This is a genomic window from Burkholderia alba (assembly GCF_034721475.1).
Lineage (GTDB): Bacteria > Pseudomonadota > Gammaproteobacteria > Burkholderiales > Burkholderiaceae > Burkholderia > Burkholderia alba.
The window spans coordinates 143,467-164,074 of the sequence record NZ_JAWJWL010000008.1; the positions used below are offsets into that span (position 1 = coordinate 143,467).

Here is a 20,608-nt window from a genome sequence, read left to right on the forward strand (position 1 = left end):
ATGAAATCGAAGCGGTACGGAAGACCTGCGCCCGCTCTACAGAAAGCGCGCCGCCAGTTCTTTCATGATTTCGTTGGTGCCGCCGTAGATGCGCTGCGAGCGCGAGTCGGCCCACAGGCGCGCGATCGGATATTCCTTCATGTAGCCGTAGCCGCCGAACAGCTGCAGGCATTCGTCCGCCAGCTTGAACTGCTGCTCGGTCACCCAGTACTTGATCAGCGCGGCGCGATCGACGCCCAGCTCGCCCTTCAGATGCGCGACCATCGCCGCATCCGTCAGGGCGCGCGCGGCCAGCAGCGTGGCCTGGCATTCGGCCAGCTTGAAACGCGTGTTCTGAAACGCGAAGACCGGTTTGCCGAACGCCTGGCGATCCTTGACGTAGGCCAGCGTCTCCCGCATCGCCGCCTCCATCGCGGCAATGCCGGCCATCGCGATGATCAGGCGTTCCTGCGGCAGCTCCTGCATCATCTGGAAGAACCCCAGCCCCTCCTCGCTGCCGAGCAGGTTCTCCGCCGGCATGCGCACGTCGTCGAAGAACAGCTCCGAGGTGTCCTGTGCTTCCATGCCGAGCTTGTCCAGATTGCGGCCGCGGCGAAAGCCGTCCGCGCCGTCGGTCTCGATCACCACCAGCGAGATGCCCTTCGCGCCCTGGTCCTTGTCGGTCTTGGTCGCAACGATGATGAGATTGGCCAGTTGGCCGTTGGTGATGAACACCTTGCTGCCGTTGATCCGATAGCGGCCGCCTTCGTTGACGGCGAGCGTGCGCAGGCTCTGCAGATCGGAGCCGGTGCCCGGTTCGGTCATCGCGATCGCGCCGATCAGCTCGCCCGTCGCCATGCGCGGCAGCCAGCGCTGCTTCTGCGCATCGGTGCCGTAATGCAGGATGTATTGAGCGACGATCCCCGAATGCAGCGAGCCGCCGAAGCCCGCCAGACCCGCTTCGCCTTGCGCGAGAATCAGCGCGGCCTCGTGGCCGAAATCGCCGCCGCCGCCGCCGTACTGTTCGGGCACCGACGCGCACAGAAATCCCTGGCCGCCGGCCTCGCGCCACGCCGCCCGGTCCATCGCGCCCTGTTCGCGCCAGCCGGCATCCCGCGGCACCCACTGCTCCTTGAAGAACCGGGCGGCGGATTCTTGCAGCATGCGGTGCTCGTCGTTCATCCACGCCGGGGGGAAGGTTTGTATGGGCACCGGGATTTCCTCGCTTTCGGAACAGGGGACGGTTCGACGCCGTGCCTTCGGCCATTTCGGTAATTCAAATTACCGCTCGATAAAAACCGAAGCCTGGTGGGTGAGCCGTTGCGGACAATCGGGTTGTATCTGCTGGAAACAGCTCGATCTCAACGCCACACATCCTGTTCCGGATGATGCTGAAAAACAAGAAAAACAGCCCGATTCGGCCTCTTTCTGCGGAAAATGGTAAGCATGATTGTTCTCGCGGTAAGCTCTGTTATTCTGCCGGTAAGCCCGCTGCCCCGAGTCCGCCGATGCCCCTGCCCGACACCTCCAACGAGCATGCCCCCACCGTCGAAGATCACCGTGCGCTGCTGCGCACCATGCGGCCCGACACGTTGAAGCGTCTCGAGCAAGCCGTGCTGGATCTGTTCGCGACCCGGGATTTCCACGAGGTGAGCCTGCAGGAAGTGGCGAGAGCGGCCAATGTCTCGTTGCAGACCATCTACAAGTACTTCGGCAGCAAGCAAGTGCTGCTCTATGCGATGCTCGACGTCATGCTGGTGCGCCTCGCCGATCGCATGATCGACCATCTGCAGGGCATCGACGACGCCCGCGAGCGGCTACGCAAGACCTGCTGGGTTCTGCTCGACTACATCGACAAGCATCCGGCCGTGATACTCCTGCTCGTCACGGCCGTTCCCGTCTCGCGGCATCGCAACATCCGCATCTACGAAAGCCCCGAATTGATGAATGCATTCCTTGGCGTGCTCAAGGACGGGCAGCGGCGCGGCGTGCTGAACAACCGCGTCTCCAGCAAGGTGCTGCTGGACGTGTTCATGGGCATTCTCGGCAGGGTGGGATTGATGCATATCGTCCGGCAGGAGAAGCGCCCGCTCACCGACCAGTTCGATGAGATGTTCAACATGCTGTGGCGGGCGATGTCGGCGGATTGAGCGGCGGGATGGATCGCGGCGAGGCGTGGGCGCGAATGCGCCCGATAGCGCGGGTGCAGATCTTGTCGCCTATCGGCGGGAGGGGACGCCGCCGCTCTGGCCGACGCCCCTTCTCCTTCTTCGGTCACCCATCGCCTGCGTCGGGCCCGCACGGTGCGTGGCGTTCATTGCGCTGCCGGCGCCGCGTGCGTTTGTTCCTGCAATGGGGATGCGGCACCGCGCGCCGCCACAGGATCACTTCGTCACAACCCCAGCGCGGAAATGAACTGGTTGGTATAGCCCAGCGTGCCGGCCTTGCCATAGTTGTTGCAGGTGTCGGACGAGTTGTTGTCGGACCCCGCCGGCGCGCAATCCCGGTCGCGCGAGAACGCCCAGAAATGAACGCCGGCCAGTTTCTTCGACACCACGTAATTCGACACCGTGACGGCATCGGCCAAGGTGAACGTTTCGTCGATGCTGTCGTTGCCGCCGATCATCGGCGTCACTTCGATCTGGCTGTATGGCACCTTCCAATAGCTGTGCAGGTTTTCAACTGCGGCTATGGTGGATTGACCCATGTCGCACGTGCCGCTGCTGTTGAGCGTGCACAGCGACGCATCTTCCTGGCCCGAATCGGCGAAATCCATGGTCATCAGGTTGATCGTATAGTTCTTCAATCCGTAATTCTGGATCGCGGTCATCACCATCACGCCGGTATCGCCAAGGCTCTGGCTGGCATTTCCGCCTTCGGTCGCCAGCGTGAAGCTGAAGCGCAGATTCGGGTAGGTCGCCTGTGCCGTCGCTACCCGCGCGACCAGATTGTTGATGTCGCTCTGGCTCTGGCCGTTTTCGATGTCGAAGTCGATGCCCAGCAGATTCGCGCTGTAATAGGTCTTGATGAACTTGGCGAAATTGGCGTCCGAGTTGCAGATGAAGCTCGCGCCGGCGCCCCCGGTCGACACGATGTATTGCTTGCCCGCATCGACGAAGCTCTGCACGTTGGCCTTGGCGAACGCGGAAGCCGAGACGCCGCTCCAATCCTCGCTGCCGCAATTGCCGGTAGCGAATGCCCAGGTCACGGCCTGCAGTTTGGCGGGCATGACTTTCAGCAAGATCTGGGAACTGCCGGTGACGGTCGTGTTGAGTTGGTCGCCATCGTAGTCGCCCGAGTAGAAGTACGGGCTGTAGATGAATCCGGATGGTGCCGCATCGGCATGGGCCGAACGCGTTTCCGCCGCCCCCGGCTGCGCGGTGACGTGCGCCGAGAAAGCGGCGCATGAAGCACTAATGGCAAGCATTGCGATCATCTTCGATTTCATTCGATTCTCCGTGAGAGAGTGGAACGACTATGTGCGATCGTTGCTGCATCCGCACGCGTACGGCGCCGCGAGCTCCGCGGCGCGATTTCGCTGACACAAGATTCAATCCGGATGACGTGGTGCCTACTGCGTGCGGCTGTATCGGTACGGCGGTGAGGAACACGTTGATGCGCCGGGATGCGTAGAGATGCCACGGAGGATGCGTGCCGTGTCACGCTGACATGAGTGCCCTACTTTGCATGTGCGTTCGTTAGTCGCTTCGGACACGCGGTAACGAGGCAGAGACGATGAAGATCGTGCATACCTGAATCAGCAGCATAGGCGATCTAAATGGGCATCACCGATGGAATGCGAATCGGCGAGCGGAAAACGGAAAACTGAATACGATTCGTTGGCGCCATTAGATAACCCCATCGATCTTGCGAAGCAGGTCGCTCGTTGCCGCCCCTTCGCTCATGCATTGCAGTGCATGCAGCAATGCAGATGATTGGCTTAGCCGGATGAGCACTTCACCCGCAGCGGAACGACTTTTCCTCAGCATCCGCTTTCGGCGACATGGAACATCGCAAGCCGCCGCAACAACCGGTCGACTCGTTCAATACATTCCAATGGAGAAGAAAATCAAGGCGGAAAATGGAAGCCGATAAACGGTATGCACGACAGAGTGCGAGAGAGGCTCGGTAAGATCAATGATCCCTACCCTGCGGAACGGACAACCCAAACACAGCCATTGGCGGGCGTCAATTCTGACTGCCGGCTCAGTTACCGCCTTGTTCGGCGGAGGCCGAGCAATTTCGCTGCATGCCCGCGGCAAATCGGCGGCAGGCCGAACGAGCCGGAAAGAGGGTTTGCTTCGAATCGGCTTTTCCCCGGGAATTGCATGGGAAGCCGGAGAATCAGTACGAGTCGCTGATTCAAAAGAAGCATCGATGGTGGGCCCGGTGGGTTTCGAACCCACGACCAATCGATTATGAGTCGACTGCTCTAACCCCTGAGCTACAGGCCCTGCAAGAGAACGCAATGCAAAAAAAGACCCGGTGATGAAAGCCGGGCCGGCATTGTAACAACTGAGAGGAAAAACGCCGCCGGTTTTTGCGTCCCCGGCGGCGGTCAAGCCGTACAGCGTGCCGATCAGTTCCCTTCGAGGAACGATTTCAGCTTGTCCGAACGGCTCGGATGGCGCAGCTTGCGCAGTGCCTTCGCTTCGATCTGGCGGATCCGCTCACGCGTCACGTCGAACTGCTTGCCGACTTCTTCGAGCGTGTGATCGGTGCTCATCTCGATACCGAAACGCATCCGCAGCACCTTCGCCTCGCGCGGCGTCAGCGAATCGAGCACGTCCTTCACGACATCGCGCATGCTGGCATGCAGCGCCGCATCGGCCGGCGCGACGGTGTTCGAATCCTCGATGAAGTCGCCCAGATGGGAATCGTCGTCGTCACCGATCGGCGTTTCCATCGAGATCGGCTCCTTCGCGATCTTCATGATCTTGCGGATCTTGTCCTCCGGCATCTCCATCTTCTCGGCAAGCGTCGCCGGATCCGGCTCGAGACCGGTTTCCTGCAGGATCTGCCGCGAGATGCGGTTCATCTTGTTGATCGTCTCGATCATGTGAACCGGAATCCGGATCGTACGCGCCTGGTCCGCGATCGAACGCGTGATGGCCTGACGGATCCACCACGTCGCGTACGTCGAGAACTTGTAGCCGCGACGGTATTCGAACTTGTCCACCGCCTTCATCAAACCGATGTTGCCTTCCTGGATCAGATCCAGGAACTGCAGGCCGCGGTTCGTATACTTCTTCGCGATCGAGATCACGAGACGCAGGTTCGCCTCGGTCATCTCACGCTTCGCCTGACGCGCCTTCAGTTCGCCCGCCGCCATCTGACGGTTGGTTTCCTTCAGGTCCTTGAGCGGCAGCACCACGCGCGCCTGCAGATCGAGCAGGCGCTGCTGCTGTTCGCGGATCGCCGGGATGTTGCGCGAAAGGATCGGACCATAGTGATGGCTTTCCGCCGCGATCTTCTCCGACCAGTCGAGATCCGTCTCGCTGCCCGGGAAACGCGCGATGAATTCCGAACGCGGCATCCCGCACTTGTCGACGACGATGTGCAGGATCTGACGCTCCACCTGGCGCACTTCATCCACCTGCGCGCGCAGCGTGTCGCACAGACGCTCGACGGTACGCGCGGTGAAGCGGATCGTCATCAGTTCGTTCTGGATCGTTTCCTGCGCCTTCAGGTAGGACTTCGACTTGTAACCTTCCTTTTCGAACGCGCGGCGCATCTTGTCGAACCATTCGCTGATCAGCGCGAACTTCTCGAGCGATGCACGCTTCAGCGCCTCGAGCTGGGCCGCGTTGGCGGTGGCTTGCGCCGCGCCGTCGTCGTCCTCTTCTTCCTCTTCGGCTTCCTCTTCCGTTGCTTCGCTCTCGTTCTCGATTTCTTCCGCTTCCTTCGCGGAGAAGCCGTCGGCATCGGTGTCCTGCGCGTTCGGATCCATCAGGCCGTCGACCAGTTCGTCGACGCGGATCTCTTCATTCGCCACGCGCTCGGCCATCGCGAGGATGTCGGCGATCGTCGTCGGGCACGCGGAGATGGCCATCACCATGTGGCGCAGGCCGTCCTCGATCCGCTTCGCGATCTCGATTTCGCCTTCGCGCGTCAGCAGCTCGACCGTGCCCATTTCACGCATGTACATCCGCACAGGATCGGTCGTGCGGCCGAATTCGGAATCGACCGTCGACAGCGCGACTTCCGCCTCTTCCTCGACCTCGTCGTCCGACGATGCGGCGGGCGCGTTGTCGTTCAGCAGCAGCGTTTCCGCATCGGGCGCCTGCTCGTAGACCGCCACGCCCATGTCATTGAACGTGCCGATGATGCCTTCGAGCGCTTCCGTTTCAGTGAAGTTGTCCGGAAGGTGGTCGTTGATTTCAGCGTACGTCAGGAAGCCGCGCTCCTTGCCGAGCTTGATCAGCGCACGCAGCTTCGAGCGACGCTCTTCGAGTTCCTCGGCGGTGCCGGGCTGGCTCGTCGCGAACGCTTCCTTCAGCAGCGCCTTTTCCTTCGCGCGGCGATCTCGCGCCTTGGCTTTCTCGCCCTTGCCCGGCGTGGCAGCCGCAGCCGGCTGCTCGTCGCTCTGGTTTGCGTCGTCATCGACGGATACTTCGTTCAGCTTTTTCGTCATGGAGTTCGCCGTACCGGCTAAATCGACTCGCGGCTGCTGGACAACAGCCGGTTGAACCGTGGATGCTTGAGTAGTGCGGACCGCCGATTCGTCCGGCGCGGCAGCCGCTCCCCTTGCGCTTTTCGCACTTGCCCGCTTCGCGGCCGGCTTCGCAGCCGGACCGGATTCGGGCTTCGCGGCGGCCCGTGATGCCTTGGCCGCCGGCGCCGGCGCAGCGTGAGCAGTGCCGGCCGCGGCTTTCTTCTTCGCAGAGGGCGCTGCACTGGCTGAAGACGTCCTCACGGAAGAAGAAGCAGATTTGGCCGCTGTGACCTTCGTGGTCGGCTCCGTTGAGCCCTTGCCTGCTGCTTTTTTTCCGCCTGTAGTCTTTGCCATCGCGATTCTCGCCTCTGCTTAGAAAACAAACCGCTGAAAACCTTATATTATAGCACGTTGGGGTAGCCCTTTCCCCGGTTTACAGCCCGAGCCGCCGCTTCATGTCGGTTCGTCGCTGATTCAAATCCTTGAGTTCAGCCAGTTCCTCTGGGGAACGCGTCGACTGCCTGGAAAGACGGTCGAGCTTGTCGCAGCACGCGTCATAGCGCATCTTGAGCACCGCTGCCTGAAGCTCCTCCCCTGCGATCCGTTCCCGCTCGCGCAGCCCTTCCTGGTCTGCGTCATCTTCCGGATTCTGTAACATCAAGTCGCGGACATTTTCATCATAGACCAGAATTTCCCGGAAAATTTCGTCGTAGGTGGCCGCGTTAGCCGAATTGCGTAGGACATCCGACAAAAGCCGGAACTCCGCCGCATCGCCCAGCGCCCGGGCATGCGCGATCACTTCGTCGAATAGCTCCCCATTTCTCGGCACGGTCCGCAACGTATCGAAACTCTCGTCGTCGAGCGCTGCGGCGAGCCGCGGATGCATCACCAGGTTGCGCAACGCCCGCTTCTCGTTGTCCGTCACGCGGCGCCGATCGCTGCGGGCCGGCGCGTGGCGGGCCGGCGCGGCCGTCCGCGCATCCACTTCGGTCAGCGTCGCGACCTCCTCGAACGGGATGTCGAGGCGATCCGCGAACATATGCATGATCTGCGCGCGCAGCGCATTCGCCGGCAGCGCCTGCAACAGCGGTTTCGCGTCGAACAGCGCCTTCGCCCGGCCCTCGGGCTGGTCAAGCTCCTTGCCCGCCGTCGCCTCGTTCAGCATGAACTGCGACAGCGGCATCGCGCGCCGCACCTGCTCGGAAAACGCTTCGGCCCCAAATTCCCGCACATAGCTGTCCGGATCGTGCTCCGTCGGCAGAAACAGGAACCGGATCGTCCGGTTGTCCGCCGCGTGCGGCAGACAGGCCTCGAGCGCGCGCCGCGCCGCCCGGCGGCCGGCCGCATCGCCGTCGAAGCTGAAGATCACCGTGTCCGTCTGCCGCAGCAGCTTCTGTACGTGAATCGGCGTGCACGCGGTGCCGAGCGTCGCGACCGCGTTCGGAAACCCGAGCTGCGCGAGCGCCACCACGTCCATATACCCTTCCACCACGAGCGCGTACTTCTGCTCGCGAATCGCGAGCCGGGCCTCGAACAACCCGTACAGCTCGCTGCCCTTGTTAAATAGGGGTGTTTCCGGCGAATTCAAATACTTGGGCTCGCCGCTGCCCAGCACGCGCCCGCCGAAACCGATCACCTGGCCCTTCACGTTGCGGATCGGGAACATGATCCGTTCACGGAACCGGTCGTAGCGGCGCGCGACGCCCTGCGCATCGGTCTTTTCGCTGACGATCACGAGGCCGGCGTCGACCAGCGCATCGTTGCGGTAGTCGTCGAAGGCCGCCTCCAGGCTCTGCCAGCCGTCGGGCGCATAGCCCAATCCGAAGCGCAGCGCGATCTCGCCCGTCAGGCCGCGCTGTTTCAGATACTGGACGGCGTTCGTCGCGCCGCGCAGCTGCTTGCGGTAGTAGTCGCACGCGGTCTGCATCACGTCCGACAGCGCGGTCGTGACCGCCTTCGACGCGGCGGGCGGCGCATAGCCGTCCCCGCCGCCGCCCGGGGCAACACCGCGCAACGGCGACGGCTCGTGCGGAACCGTCAGGCCGACCGATTGAGCCAGTTCCTGCACCGCCTCCGGGAACGCCAGCCCGGCGTGTTCCATCAGGAAGCCGATCGCCGTACCGTGGGCGCCGCAGCCGAAGCAGTGATAGAACTGCTTGGTCGGGCTCACGGTGAACGACGGGCTTTTTTCGTTATGGAACGGGCATAGCCCCATGAAATTGGCGCCGCCCTTCTTGAGCTGCACATACCGACCGACCACGTCGACAATATCGACGCGGTTCAGCAAATCCTGCAGGAACGAGTGCGGAATCACCGTGGAATCAGAATCGGATAAACCGCGAGCGCTTCGCGCGGGCCGGCTGGGCCGTCCGCGCCACCGCCCGGCGGCGTTACTTCGAGAGCGCCGCCTTGACGAGCGCGGACACTGCGGTCATATCGGCCTTGCCGGCGAGCTTGCCTTTCAACACGCCCATCACCTTGCCCATGTCCTGCGGACCGGCAGCGCCGGTCTCCGCGACGGCGGCCTGCACCTGCGCCGCGACCTCGGCGTCCGACAGCTGCGCCGGCATGTAGCCGACGAGTACCGCCACCTCGGCCTGCTCCTTCGCGACCAGATCGTCGCGACCGGCCGCCTGGAACTGGCTGATCGAATCCTTGCGCTGCTTGAGCATCTTGTCGATAACCGCGGTGACGGCCGCGTCGTCGAGCGTCACGCGCTCGTCGACCTCGCGCTGCTTGATCGCGGCCAGCAGCAGTCGGATCGTCGCGAGCCGCTCGCTGTCCTTCGCGCGCATCGCGGTCTTCATGTCTTCGCTGATCTGTTCTTTTAAACTCATCGCTCACCCGAGTACGGAAAAATCAAGGCGACACCCAGCGGATGGGCATCAACACAAAAACCCGCTTGGGACTATTTCCTCAAGCGGGTTTGCTCGAATTTGGCATCGATGGCCATGCGAACCATCCGTGCGCCGACTGGCGAACCGCGCGGCGCAGACGACGCTCAGTACATCTTCTTCGGCAGCGTCTGACTGCGAATGCGCTTGTAATGGCGCTTCACGGCCGCCGCCTTCTTTCTCTTGCGCTCCGCGGTCGGCTTCTCGTAAAACTCGCGTGCGCGCAGTTCGGTCAGCAGGCCGTTCTTCTCGATCGTGCGCTTGAACCGGCGCATCGCCACTTCGAAAGGCTCATTTTCTTTAACGCGGATGATCGTCATGACCCGTCACGTAAAAAGTAAAAGTACTGCGGAGGAAGTTTTTGAGTATAGCAGACCCTTTGCACAAACGCACTAGCCCGTCAAGGGCCGCGCGCATGCTCGGCCGCGGCCTGTCCGGCGGCCACGCCGGACGCCCATGCCCATTGGAAGTTATAGCCGCCGAGCCAGCCGGTCACGTCCACCGCCTCGCCGATGAAGTAAAGACCCGGCACCCGCGCGCTCATCATCGTCGCCGACGACAGCTCGCGCGTATCCACCCCGCCTTTCGTCACCTCGGCCTTGCGATAGCCCTCGGTGCCGTTCGGCGTCAGCGTCCAGCGTGACAGCGCTTCGCCGATCTGGCGCAGCGCCTTGTCGGGCAAGTCGGCCAGCCGGGCGTCCGCGGCAATCCGGTGGGTATCGAGCCAGGCGTGCGCGAGCCGCGCCGGCACCCATTCGGACAGCAGCGTGCCGATTTGCCGCTTGGAGCCCGGCTTGGCCTGGATCAGTTCATCGGCTGCATCGCGTCGCGGCAGCAGATCCACGTGGATCGGGTCGCCGGAGCGCCAGTAGCTTGAAATCTGCAGGATGCCCGGCCCGGACAGGCCGCGATGGGTGAGCAGCAGATCCTCGACGAACTCACCGCCGCCCTTTTTCGCGCCGGTCGACACGCGCACTTCGAGCGAGACCCCGGACAGCGCCGCGAACGGCGCCCAGTCGTCGCTCGCGAACGTCAGCGGCACGAGAGCCGGACGCGTATCGATCAGCTTGTGGCCGAACTGCTTCGCGACGCGGTACGCGAAATCGGTCGCCCCGATCTTCGGGATCGACAGCCCGCCGGTCGCGATGACAAGCGAGCGCGCACCGATCTGGCCGGCGCTGGTGTCGAGCGTGAAGCCGTCCGCGTCCGCATGCCGCACCGCATCGACCGTCACCGGCCGCCGCCACGCGATGCGGCCGGCGTCGCACTCGCTTTTCAGCACGTCGATGACCGCATCGCTCGACTGGTCGCAAAACAACTGCCCCTTGTGCTTCTCGTGCCAAGTCACCCGGTGGCGCTTGAGCAGCGCCATGAAATCGCGCGGCGTATAGCGCGCGAGCGCCGAACGGCAAAAGCGAGGATTCGACGACAGGTAGTTGTCCGGTCCGGCGTACAGATTGGTGAAGTTGCAGCGTCCGCCGCCCGAGATCCGGATCTTCTCGGCAAGCCGGGGCGAGTGGTCGAGCAGCACGACCCGCCGTCCGAGCTGACCGGCGACGGCGGCGCTCATCATGCCGGCCGCGCCCGCGCCGATCACCGCGATATCGAAATTTTCCATGGCGCGGATTGTACCTGCGTCGCCGCACGCCGCCGGGGCGCAAGCGGCTCGATGCTCCGCGCTGTTATACTTTTCTGTTACGTTGATTCCCGAGCCGCCCCACGCGGGTGCGGCCACCGGCCCCAGATCATGCTCGTTCTCGGTATCGAAAGCTCCTGCGACGAAACCGGCCTTGCGCTCTACGACACCGAGCGCGGCCTGCTCGCCCACGCCCTCCATTCGCAGATCGCGATGCACCGCGAATACGGCGGCGTCGTGCCCGAACTCGCGTCACGCGACCACATCCGCCGGGCGCTGCCGCTCCTGGAAGAGGTACTGGCCGCGAGCGGCGCCCGACGCGACGATATCGACGCGGTCGCGTTCACGCAGGGGCCCGGACTCGCGGGCGCGCTGCTCGTCGGCGCCAGCATCGCGAACGCGCTCGCGATGGCGTGGAACAAGCCCACGGTCGGCATCCACCATCTGGAAGGCCATCTGCTGTCGCCGCTGCTCGTCGCCGCGCCGCCGCCCTTCCCGTTCGTCGCGCTGCTGGTGTCGGGCGGCCATACGCAATTGATGCGCGTGACCGACGTCGGCGTCTACGAAACCCTCGGCGAAACGCTCGACGACGCGGCGGGCGAAGCCTTCGACAAGACCGCCAAACTGCTCGGCCTCGGCTACCCGGGCGGGCCGGAAGTCTCGAAGCTCGCGGAAACCGGCACGCCGGGCGCGGTCGTGCTGCCGCGGCCGATGCTGCATTCGGGCGATCTCGATTTCAGCTTCAGCGGCCTCAAGACCGCGGTCCTCACGCAGATGAAGAAGTTCGAAGCGGCGCAACTGAACCCCACCGCATTCGAGCGGGCGAAGGCCGATCTGGCGCGCGGCTTCGTCGACGCCGCCGTCGATGTGCTCGTCGCCAAATCGCTGGCCGCCCTGAAACAGACGAAGCTGAAACGCCTGGTGGTCGCGGGCGGCGTGGGCGCCAATCGGCAATTGCGCGATGCGCTGTCGGCGGCGGCCCGCAAGCGCGGCTTCGACGTGCATTACCCCGATCTCGCGCTATGCACCGACAACGGCGCGATGATCGCGCTCGCGGGCGCGCTCAGGCTGGCCCGCTGGCCCGCCCAGGCGAATCACGATTACGCATTTACCGTGAAGCCGCGCTGGGATCTCGCATCGCTCGCCCGTTGAGGCGATCGGACGCGTTGTGCGCGCGGCAAAGCAAAAGGCCCGTCCATCAGGACAGGCCTTTTGCGTTCACGTCGCCCAACCGGCGCCCGCGGATTCTTATGCGGCCCGGCGCTTGTCCCGCTCGATCAGCGCATACGCACTGTGGTTGTGGATCGACTCGAAATTCTCCGCTTCGAGCACATACGCGACGATCCGCTCGTCCTGATTGAGCCGCTGCGCGACGTCGCGCACCAGATCCTCGACGAACTTCGGATTCTCGTATGCGCGCTCGGTCACGAACTTCTCGTCCGGACGCTTCAGCAGCCCCCACAACTCGCACGACGCCTCTTCCTCGGCAATCCGAATCAGATCTTCGACCGGCACGTCGGCATTCAGCTCGGCATCGATCGTCACGTGCGAACGCTGATTGTGCGCGCCGTACTGCGAGATCTTCTTCGAGCACGGGCACAGGCTCGTTACCGGCACCAGGACTTTCAGGAACAGGCGCGTCACGCCGTTGCGCACATCGCCGCCGAGCGTCACCTCGTAGTCGAGCAGACTCTGCACGCCCGATACGGGCGCCGTCTTGTTCACGAAATACGGAAACGACACCTCGATGCGGCCCGCTTCGGCCTCCAGCTTGCTCAGCATCGTCGCGAGCATCGCGCGGAACGCGTCGGTGGTCAGCGGCGTCTTGTTCTCTTCGAGAAGTGCCACGAAACGCGACATGTGCGTGCCCTTCTGGTCGGCCGGCAGATGCACATCGAGATTCCAGGTACCAACGCTCGGCTGCACTGCGCCGTCCGCGGTACGCACCGTCAACGGATGTCGCACCGCCTTGACGCCGACACGCTGAATCGGAATCTGGCGGGTATCGATCGTGCTCTGCACGTCGGGCATCACGAAGGCGGGATTCATCTGGTTCATCTTGTTCGATCCTTAAAAGCCGGACATCGCAGCGCTGCGCCGCCGCGTATCGCGGCATGCCGGAAAAGCAACATGGGCCCGCAGGCCCATGCATTCCTGAAACACCGGGAAACCGCCGTACGGCGCTTACGCGACCCGCTTGGCCTGGCTCGCTACGCCGGCCGCCGGACTCAGAAAGCGCTCGCGAATCGATTTCGCGATCCCCGCGCCGTCGAGGCCGCACTGCGAGAGCAGCTTGGCGGGATCACCGTGATCGATGAAGCGGTCAGGGAGGCCCAATTGTAGTACGGGGCGGATAACCCCACTCTCCATCAGGGCTTCCACGCAGGCGGAACCCGCGCCGCCCATCACGCAGCCTTCTTCCACCGTGACAAGCACGTCGTGGGTCTCGGCCAGTTCGCGAACGAGATCGGCATCGACAGGCTTCACGAAGCGCATGTTCGCGACGGTGGCATCCAGTTCCTCGGCCGCTACGAGCGACGGCGCGACCATCGTGCCGAACGCGAGAATCGCGACGCGCTTGCCTTCCGGCTGCGCGCTGCGACGACGCACTTCGCCCTTGCCGACCGGCAGCGCGGCCATTTCCTTGACCGTCGCCACACCCGTGCCCGCGCCGCGCGGATAGCGGACGGCGGTCGGGTTCGGCTGCTGCAGCGCCGTGTACAGCATCTGGCGGCACTCGTTCTCGTCGGACGCGGCCATCACCGTCATGTTCGGGATGCAGCGCAGGAACGAGAGATCGTAGGCGCCCGCATGGGTCGCGCCGTCGGCGCCGACCAGGCCCGCGCGGTCGATCGCGAACACGACCGGCAGGTTCTGCAACGCCACGTCGTGAATCAGTTGGTCGTACGCACGCTGAAGGAACGTCGAGTAGATCGCGACAACCGGCTTGAGCCCTTCCGTCGCAAGACCGCCCGCGAACGTCACCGCGTGCTGCTCGGCGATGCCGACGTCGTAGTAGCGATCCGGGAAACGCTTCTCGAACTCGACCATCCCCGACCCTTCGCGCATGGCCGGCGTGATGCCGACCACTTTCGAATCCAGCTCCGCGGCATCGCACAGCCATTCGCCGAACACCTGCGTGTAGGTCTTCTTCGCGGGCGTCGCCGACGGCTTGATGCCTTCCGCCGGATTGAACTTACCAGGACCGTGATAGAGCACCGGATCCGCCTCGGCGAGCTTGTAGCCCTGCCCCTTCTTCGTCACGACATGCAGGAATTGCGGCCCGCGCAGTTCCTTGATGTTCTGCAGCGTCGGGATCAGCGAATCGAGATCGTGACCGTCGATCGGTCCGATGTAGTTGAAACCGAACTCCTCGAACAGCGTCGCCGGCACGACCATGCCCTTCGCGTGCTCCTCGAGCTTGCGCGCCAGCTCCAGCATCGGCGGCGCGACGCTCAGCACGCGCTCGACACCGGCGCGCGCGGCCGCGTAGAAACGGCCCGACATCAGCCGCGCGAGGTGGCGGTTCAGCGCGCCGACGGGCGGCGAAATCGACATGTCATTGTCGTTCAGGATGACGAGCAGCTTCGCGTCTTCGCTGACGCCCGCATTGTTCATCGCCTCGAACGCCATGCCGGCCGTCATCGCGCCGTCGCCGATCACCGCGATCGAGAAGCGGTCGTCGCCCTGCAGCTTGCTGCCGAGCGCCATGCCGAGCGCGGCGGAGATCGACGTGCTCGAGTGCGCGGTGCCGAAGGTGTCGTATTCCGACTCCGAGCGGCGCGGGAAACCCGAGATGCCGTCCTGCTGGCGCAGCGAATGCATCTGGTCGCGTCGGCCGGTGAGGATCTTGTGCGGATAGGTCTGATGACCCACATCCCAAACGATGCGATCGTTCGGCGTATTGAATACGTAGTGCAGCGCGATCGTCAGTTCGACCGTGCCGAGATTGGACGACAAATGGCCGCCCGTCTTCGACACGCTGTCGAGCACGAAGGCCCGCAGCTCGTCCGCGAGCGGATGCAGTTGACGACGGTCGAGGCGGCGCAGGTCCGCCGGGTCGTCGATAGTGTTCAGCAAGTCGTACATCGTCGTTCCATTGTAGGAAAACTAAACGCGCCCGCACTTTTCGGCGCGCACCCCCGTAGCAAGGCGCGCGGCGGCGGGCTTTCGCGTCAGCTGACCCGGTTCACCACCAGGTCGGCGAGTTCGGCAAGGCGCTTCGCGCGCGCGCCGAACGGTTCTAGCGCGGCATGCGCGTCGGCGCGCAGTCGTGCGGCAAGCTCGCGCGACGCATCGAGGCCGATGATCGACACGTAAGTCGGCTTGCCGTCCTTCGCGTCCTTGCCCGCGGTCTTGCCGAGCGTCGCCGAATCGGTGGTCACGTCGAGGATGTCGTCCACCACCTGGAACGCGAGGCCGACCGCGGCCGCATAGGCATCGAGCGCGCGCATCGCGTCGTCGGACGGCGTCTCGCCGGCCAGCGCCCCCATCCGGACCGCCGCGCGCAGCAGTGCGCCCGTCTTCATCCGGTGCATCGTCTCGAGCTGCTCGCGCGTCAGCGTGTGGCCGACACTCGCCAGATCGATCGCCTGACCGCCCGCCATGCCGATCGAACCGCTCGCGAGCGCCAGCTCGCGCACGAGCGCCGCCTGGCGGGCCGGCGTCAGCGCCGCAGCATCGGTCAGCGCGACAAACGCCTGCGACTGCAACGCGTCGCCGACCAGCAGCGCCGTCGGTTCGTCATATTGGACGTGTACCGTGGGTTTGCCACGGCGCAGCGCATCGTCGTCCATGCACGGCATGTCGTCGTGCACGAGCGAGTAGACGTGAATCATCTCGAGTGCGGCAGCCGCGGCATTCAGCGCCGCGTCGGTCGCCCCCGTCAGTTCGCCCGCGGCATGGCACAGCAGCGGACGGACCCGTTTGCCGCCGCCCAGCACGGCGTAACGCATCGCCTCATGGAGTTGCGCGGGTACCACAGTGTCGGCCGGCAAATAGTGGCCCAGTGCATCTTCGACGCGATCGAGTACCGAGCGCGTCCATTGTTCGAATGTCATAGATCGTCGTCTCCGCCGTCCGTGGCGGCTGTTCCGGCGGATAGCGGCTTCAGTGCGGCGCCGTCCAGCACGCGCACTTGCTGCTCCACCTTCTCCAGTTGTTGTTGGCAAAACGCAACGAGTACCGCCCCCCGGCGGTAGGCCGTCAGCGAATCTTCCAGGCTCAGGGAGCCGCCCTCCATCCGGGCGACCAGTGCTTCCAGCTCCGCAAGCGCCGTCTCATAGTTTTCCGGCAGCGCTTCGGAGCCGGCGTCGGACGTTGCGGCGCCCTTGGATGCGGTTTTCGCCATGGACGAAGTGTCAAATTTCAAAACAAGTCGGACATTCTACGGCAAAAGAGAATTTTCCGACCTGCTGACTTGGCGTTGCGCGGCGCGGACCGGGCGCCGCCCGCATGAGGTGCGACAAAGCGCCCGGGAAATTTTGACCCAAATCAGGTACTTATCCCACCCCAAGCATACCGATCCGGGTATAATCGCTGGTTCCCCTAAATCGATTTTTCGATGGTTGGGTTGTTCACTGCTTTCACGCTTTCACCGGGAGTGGGAATGTCCAATCTGAGCGATTCGCTTCAGTTGAAGTCGGCCCATAGCCAGCTTCCAGTCACCGCTTATTTCGATGAGGCGCTGCTGGCGCGCGAAATCGAAACCCTTTTCAGGAAAGGACCTCGTTACATCGGGCACGAATTGATGGTGCCCGAGGCGGGGGACTACTTCGCGCTGCCTTCCGAAAACGAGGGCCGCGTGCTGGTGCGCAACCAGGCCTCGCAGATCGAGCTGCTCTCGAACGTATGCCGCCATCGCCAGGCGATCATGCTGAACGGTCGCGGGCAGACCCAGAACATCGTGTGCCCGCTGCACCGCTGGACCTACGATCTGAACGGCGAGCTGCTCGGCGCGCCGCATTTCCCCGACAAGCCCTGCCTGAATCTCAACGCGACGCCGTTGCAGAACTGGCAAGGGTTGCTGTTCGAGACGGAAGGCCGCGACGTCGCGCAGGATCTCGCGCTGCTCGGCACCCGGCATCATTTCGACTTCTCGAGCTACCAGTTCGATCACGTCGAGATTCACGAGTGCAACTACAACTGGAAGACCTTCATCGAGGTCTATCTGGAGGATTACCACGTCGTGCCGTTCCATCCCGGCCTCGGCAGCTTCGTGTCCTGCGACGATCTCAAATGGGAGTTCGGCGACTGGTACAGCGTGCAGACGGTCGGCGTGCACAACGCGCTCGCGAAACCGGGCAGCCCGACGTACCAGAAATGGCACGACGAAGTGCTGCGGTTCCGCAACGGCGTGCCGCCGGAGTTCGGCGCGATCTGGATGGTCTACTACCCCGGCCTGATGATCGAGTGGTATCCGCACGTGCTGGTGGTGTCATGGCTGATTCCGCAGGGCACGCAGAAGACGACGAACATCGTCGAGTTCTATTACCCCGAGGAAATCGCACTGTTCGAGCGCGAATTCGTCGAAGCCGAACGCGCCGCCTATATGGAGACGGCCGTCGAGGACGACGAAATCGCGATGCGGATGGACGCCGGGCGCCGCGCGCTGATGCAGCGCGGCGAATCGCAGGTCGGCCCGTATCAGAGCCCGATGGAAGACGGCATGCAGCACTTCCACGAATTCCTGCGCCGCCAGCTCGGCGCGCTCTGAGCCACACCGGTCCTGTGCCGGATCGAAATGAAAAGACGGGCTTCGGCCCGTCTTTTTTTGTTTAGACTTAGAGCATCTGGCCCGTTTCACCATCAGGAGCCGTCATGCCCCACTCTCACTACACCACGCTCATCTCGGCCGACAATCTCGCCGAGCGCCTCGCCGCCGCGCCGGGCAGCGTGCTGGTCTTCGATTGCCGCTTCGATCTCGCGAATCCCGACGCGGGCGAACAGGCTTATGCCGCAAACCACATCCCCGGTGCGCACTACCTGCATCTCGACCGCGACCTCTCGGGCGTCAAGACCGGCACGAACGGCCGCCATCCGCTGCCCGCGCGCGACGCGCTGGCGGCCTCGCTGGCCGCCAGCGGCCTCGGACAGAATCAGCAGGTCGTTGCCTACGACGCACAGGGCGGCGCCTACGCCGCACGCCTGTGGTGGCTGCTGCGCTGGCTCGGCCACGATTCGGTGGCGGTGCTCGACGGCGGGCTGCAAGCCTGGCAGGCCGCCGGGCACGCGGTGACGCCGGAGCGCCCCGCGGCAGCCGCGGGCACCTTCCGCGCCCAATCGCCGCTTGCGGCTGTGGTCGATGTGCAGGCCGTGCTCGCGAATCTGACGACGAAGGAGCGCGTGGTGATCGACGCCCGCGCGGCCGACCGTTATCGCGGCGAAAACGAAACGATCGACCCGGTCGGCGGACACATCCCGGGCGCGCTCAATCATTGCTTCAAGGACAATCTGTCCGCCGACGGCCGCTTCAAGAGCGGCCACGACCTGCGCGACGCCTTCACGGCGCTGCTCGGCAGCACCCCGTCCGACCAGGTGATCCTGCAATGCGGCTCGGGCGTGACCGCCTGCCACAATGCGCTCGCGATGGAAATCGCCGGGCTGCACGACGCCGCCCTCTACGGCGGCTCCTGGAGCGAATGGTGCGCCGACCCGGCCCGCCCGGTCGCAACCGGGCCGAATCCGTAACCGGCGGCCCGCATCACGGCGTCATGCGCATCCTCACATGACGCCGTATTTCCTGAACCACGCAAGCGCGCGCGTCCAGCCGTCGTCGGCGTCGGACTTCACATAGCTCGGCCGGTAGTCGGCGAAGAACGCGTGCCCCGCGTCGGGGTAGACGAGAATCTCCGATTCACGGCCGGCCTTCGTATCGCTGTCGGCGAGGCGGGTGCGCATCTGCGCGAGCGAGCTTTGCGGAATGCTGTCGTCCTTCGCTCCGTACAGGCCCAGCACCGGCGCCTTCAGCTGCGCGGCGTGATCGACCGGATTGAACGGCGTCATCTCGGTCTGGTCGCCCACGACCTTGCCATACCAGGCCACCGCCGCCCGCACGTGCGGATTGTGCTCGGCGAACAGCCAGGTCTGGCGGCCGCCCCAGCAGAATCCCGTCACGCCCAGCCGGCTCAGATCGCCGCCGTTCCTGCCCGCCCAGTCGACCGTCGCGTCGAGATCCTCGCTCACCTGCCGGTCGGGCACCTTGCTCACCACGCCATCAATCAGCCCCTGGATCGAAGGGTACTTGGACGGGTCGCCCTGCCGGGCATACAGATTCGGCGCGATCGCCAGGTAGCCGAGCTTCGCGAAGCGCCGGCAGACATCCGCGATGTGCGCATGCACGCCGAACACCTCGTGGATCACGATGATGACGGGCAGGTTGGTCTTGCCGTCCGGCTGCGCACGATAGGCAGGCACGCTCGCATCGCCCGAGCGGATCTCGACCGTCCCGGCGTCGAGCCCGGTGCTGTCGGTCGTGACCGTCTGCGCCGACACGGGCAGCACGGCCGCCGCGAAACTGCCGCCGAGCGCCGCCTGAACGAACTTCCTGCGGGTGAAGGGAACGTGCGGGACCAGACTGTCGACCTCGGGTTTCAACATGGAAGTACTCCTCTGCGTGACGCCCGCCGCATGGCACATGCGGCGGTAGCATCGATTCGTTCGGACGGCGGCGCCCCCGGCCGCGGCTGTCGCGATGTCGGGGAATGGCGGAGCGTCGCCGCCGGTTCCAGTCGGACGGAACCCGCACACGATGCACAAGAACCGGCGCCCGCGTCAACTTTTTGTCGGGTCGCGAGGTGAAGCGTCCGGCCGGGATTTCCCCATTTTTGTCGATGCCTGCGCCGAATGCGAACGCGTGCACGAACGGATCCGCCGGTTTGTCCGCCGCGAGATCGAACGAATCGGCCCCGGCCGATACGTCGCCGACGTGGGCCTAAACGAATGCAACGGCGATCTCTCGTACGAGCCCTTCGCACGAAAAAACCCGCTCGAGGCGTTCCGCCGGTGCGGCGGGATCGAAGGCGCACCGATCGATCCCGGCCCCGGGAGTCGATCGACGAACGGCACATGCCGAGCGGATACGAGAGAACGAACGCAGGCCGGTTGCGAGAAACCATGTGGCCTCTCGGCGACGCATCCTTTCCAGCCCGTGACGCGCATCGACCGGGGCAGGCGTCGCTCGTCCACGCCGACGCCGCGACAGGTCGCGATGGCGTTTCGATAGCCGCCCGCGCCAGGCTCGGCTCCCCGGCACGGGATGTCTCGACTTGCGCCTCCCCGGATCACGCCACCTGCGCACGTCCCCAGTGTCCGAAGACTGCCGCGATTCCCGTTTCCTTCCTGCGGCAACACCTCGGCGTCGAATCGCGCCCATTCCGTTCGTATTCGTACCAAATAAACGAAGCCTCATTTAGCAGGCGCTCTATTTAAATCACTGGCCCGGTT

At 64.2% G+C, this 20,608-nt stretch carries 18 protein-coding genes and 1 tRNA gene; 6 read left to right on the plus strand and 13 right to left on the minus strand.

Features of this window, described 5'->3' with window-relative positions; genetic code table 11:
- Window positions 1-36 precede the first annotated feature (36 nt).
- Window positions 37-1,161: an acyl-CoA dehydrogenase family protein gene (locus tag RZR99_RS11340; RefSeq protein WP_323119961.1), complete on the minus strand. Its 1,125-nt coding sequence runs from the start codon at window positions 1,159-1,161 to the stop codon at window positions 37-39.
- 22 nt (window positions 1,162-1,183) lie between these two features.
- Here RZR99_RS11340 and RZR99_RS11345 point away from each other — a divergent pair, with 22 nt between their 5' ends.
- Both RZR99_RS11345 and RZR99_RS11350 read left to right on the plus strand, forming a co-directional pair.
- Window positions 1,184-1,423, plus strand: a complete 240-nt coding sequence (locus RZR99_RS11345; RefSeq protein ID WP_323119849.1) for a hypothetical protein — start codon at window positions 1,184-1,186, stop codon at window positions 1,421-1,423.
- Window positions 1,424-1,487: 64 nt separating this feature from the next.
- On the plus strand, window positions 1,488-2,129 hold the full coding sequence (locus RZR99_RS11350) for a TetR/AcrR family transcriptional regulator (RefSeq protein WP_323119850.1): 642 nt from the start codon (window positions 1,488-1,490) through the stop codon (window positions 2,127-2,129).
- A gap of 242 nt (window positions 2,130-2,371) precedes the next feature.
- Here RZR99_RS11350 and RZR99_RS11355 read toward each other — a convergent pair whose 3' ends face one another.
- The 7 genes from RZR99_RS11355 to RZR99_RS11385 all read right to left on the minus strand — a co-directional run bounded on the left by RZR99_RS11355 (window position 2,372) and on the right by RZR99_RS11385 (window position 11,146).
- Window positions 2,372-3,427 (minus strand): glycoside hydrolase family 18 protein, encoded by a 1,056-nt coding sequence (locus RZR99_RS11355; protein WP_323119851.1) that lies wholly within the window; start codon window positions 3,425-3,427, stop codon window positions 2,372-2,374.
- Between the two features lie 930 nt (window positions 3,428-4,357).
- Window positions 4,358-4,433 (minus strand) — tRNA-Ile (locus RZR99_RS11360).
- A gap of 125 nt (window positions 4,434-4,558) precedes the next feature.
- On the minus strand, window positions 4,559-6,988 hold the full coding sequence (gene rpoD, locus RZR99_RS11365) for an RNA polymerase sigma factor RpoD (protein WP_323119852.1): 2,430 nt from the start codon (window positions 6,986-6,988) through the stop codon (window positions 4,559-4,561).
- 79 nt (window positions 6,989-7,067) lie between these two features.
- Window positions 7,068-8,948 (minus strand): DNA primase, encoded by a 1,881-nt coding sequence (gene dnaG, locus RZR99_RS11370; protein WP_323119853.1) that lies wholly within the window; start codon window positions 8,946-8,948, stop codon window positions 7,068-7,070.
- 76 nt (window positions 8,949-9,024) lie between these two features.
- Window positions 9,025-9,471 (minus strand): GatB/YqeY domain-containing protein, encoded by a 447-nt coding sequence (locus RZR99_RS11375; RefSeq protein WP_323119854.1) that lies wholly within the window; start codon window positions 9,469-9,471, stop codon window positions 9,025-9,027.
- Window positions 9,472-9,635: 164 nt separating this feature from the next.
- Window positions 9,636-9,848, minus strand: coding sequence for a 30S ribosomal protein S21 (gene rpsU, locus RZR99_RS11380; RefSeq protein ID WP_323119855.1), 213 nt, complete (start codon window positions 9,846-9,848; stop codon window positions 9,636-9,638).
- A gap of 80 nt (window positions 9,849-9,928) precedes the next feature.
- Window positions 9,929-11,146 carry a BaiN/RdsA family NAD(P)/FAD-dependent oxidoreductase gene (locus tag RZR99_RS11385; protein WP_323119856.1) on the minus strand — a complete coding sequence of 406 codons (1,218 nt, stop codon included), beginning with the start codon at window positions 11,144-11,146 and terminating at the stop codon, window positions 9,929-9,931.
- Between the two features lie 129 nt (window positions 11,147-11,275).
- Here RZR99_RS11385 and tsaD point away from each other — a divergent pair, with 129 nt between their 5' ends.
- On the plus strand, window positions 11,276-12,316 hold the full coding sequence (tsaD, locus tag RZR99_RS11390) for a tRNA (adenosine(37)-N6)-threonylcarbamoyltransferase complex transferase subunit TsaD (RefSeq protein ID WP_323119857.1): 1,041 nt from the start codon (window positions 11,276-11,278) through the stop codon (window positions 12,314-12,316).
- A 96-nt stretch (window positions 12,317-12,412) separates the two neighbouring features.
- Here tsaD and folE2 read toward each other — a convergent pair whose 3' ends face one another.
- From folE2 to RZR99_RS11410, 4 genes are all read right to left on the minus strand, one after another.
- Window positions 12,413-13,222 carry a GTP cyclohydrolase FolE2 gene (gene folE2 / locus RZR99_RS11395; protein ID WP_323119858.1) on the minus strand — a complete coding sequence of 270 codons (810 nt, stop codon included), beginning with the start codon at window positions 13,220-13,222 and terminating at the stop codon, window positions 12,413-12,415.
- Between the two features lie 126 nt (window positions 13,223-13,348).
- Entirely contained in the window at window positions 13,349-15,253 is a 1,905-nt protein-coding gene (dxs, locus tag RZR99_RS11400) for a 1-deoxy-D-xylulose-5-phosphate synthase (protein WP_323119859.1), read from the minus strand.
- Between the two features lie 86 nt (window positions 15,254-15,339).
- A complete protein-coding gene (locus tag RZR99_RS11405; RefSeq protein WP_323119860.1) occupies window positions 15,340-16,224 on the minus strand; it encodes a polyprenyl synthetase family protein in 885 nt (294 codons plus the stop codon).
- The gene (locus RZR99_RS11410; RefSeq protein ID WP_323119861.1) at window positions 16,221-16,514 is read right to left on the minus strand and encodes an exodeoxyribonuclease VII small subunit; all 294 of its coding nucleotides are present in this window, start codon (window positions 16,512-16,514) and stop codon (window positions 16,221-16,223) included. Before RZR99_RS11410 ends, RZR99_RS11405 begins: the two co-directional genes overlap by 4 nt.
- Window positions 16,515-16,772: 258 nt before the next feature.
- On the opposite strand from RZR99_RS11410, the gene RZR99_RS11415 reads away from it, so the two are divergent.
- On the plus strand, window positions 16,773-17,879 hold the full coding sequence (locus RZR99_RS11415) for an aromatic ring-hydroxylating oxygenase subunit alpha (protein WP_323119862.1): 1,107 nt from the start codon (window positions 16,773-16,775) through the stop codon (window positions 17,877-17,879).
- A 104-nt stretch (window positions 17,880-17,983) separates the two neighbouring features.
- Complete coding sequence (locus RZR99_RS11420; protein WP_323119863.1) at window positions 17,984-18,853, plus strand: sulfurtransferase; 870 nt, start codon at window positions 17,984-17,986, stop codon at window positions 18,851-18,853.
- A gap of 33 nt (window positions 18,854-18,886) precedes the next feature.
- Here the strand turns inward: RZR99_RS11420 and RZR99_RS11425 are convergent, their stop codons facing one another.
- Window positions 18,887-19,762 carry a dienelactone hydrolase family protein gene (locus RZR99_RS11425; protein WP_323119864.1) on the minus strand — a complete coding sequence of 292 codons (876 nt, stop codon included), beginning with the start codon at window positions 19,760-19,762 and terminating at the stop codon, window positions 18,887-18,889.
- A gap of 151 nt (window positions 19,763-19,913) precedes the next feature.
- Between RZR99_RS11425 and RZR99_RS11430 the strand changes: the two genes are divergently transcribed.
- Entirely contained in the window at window positions 19,914-20,387 is a 474-nt protein-coding gene (locus tag RZR99_RS11430) for a PALP domain-containing protein (RefSeq protein WP_323119865.1), read from the plus strand.
- The last annotated feature ends 221 nt before the right edge of the window (window positions 20,388-20,608 follow it).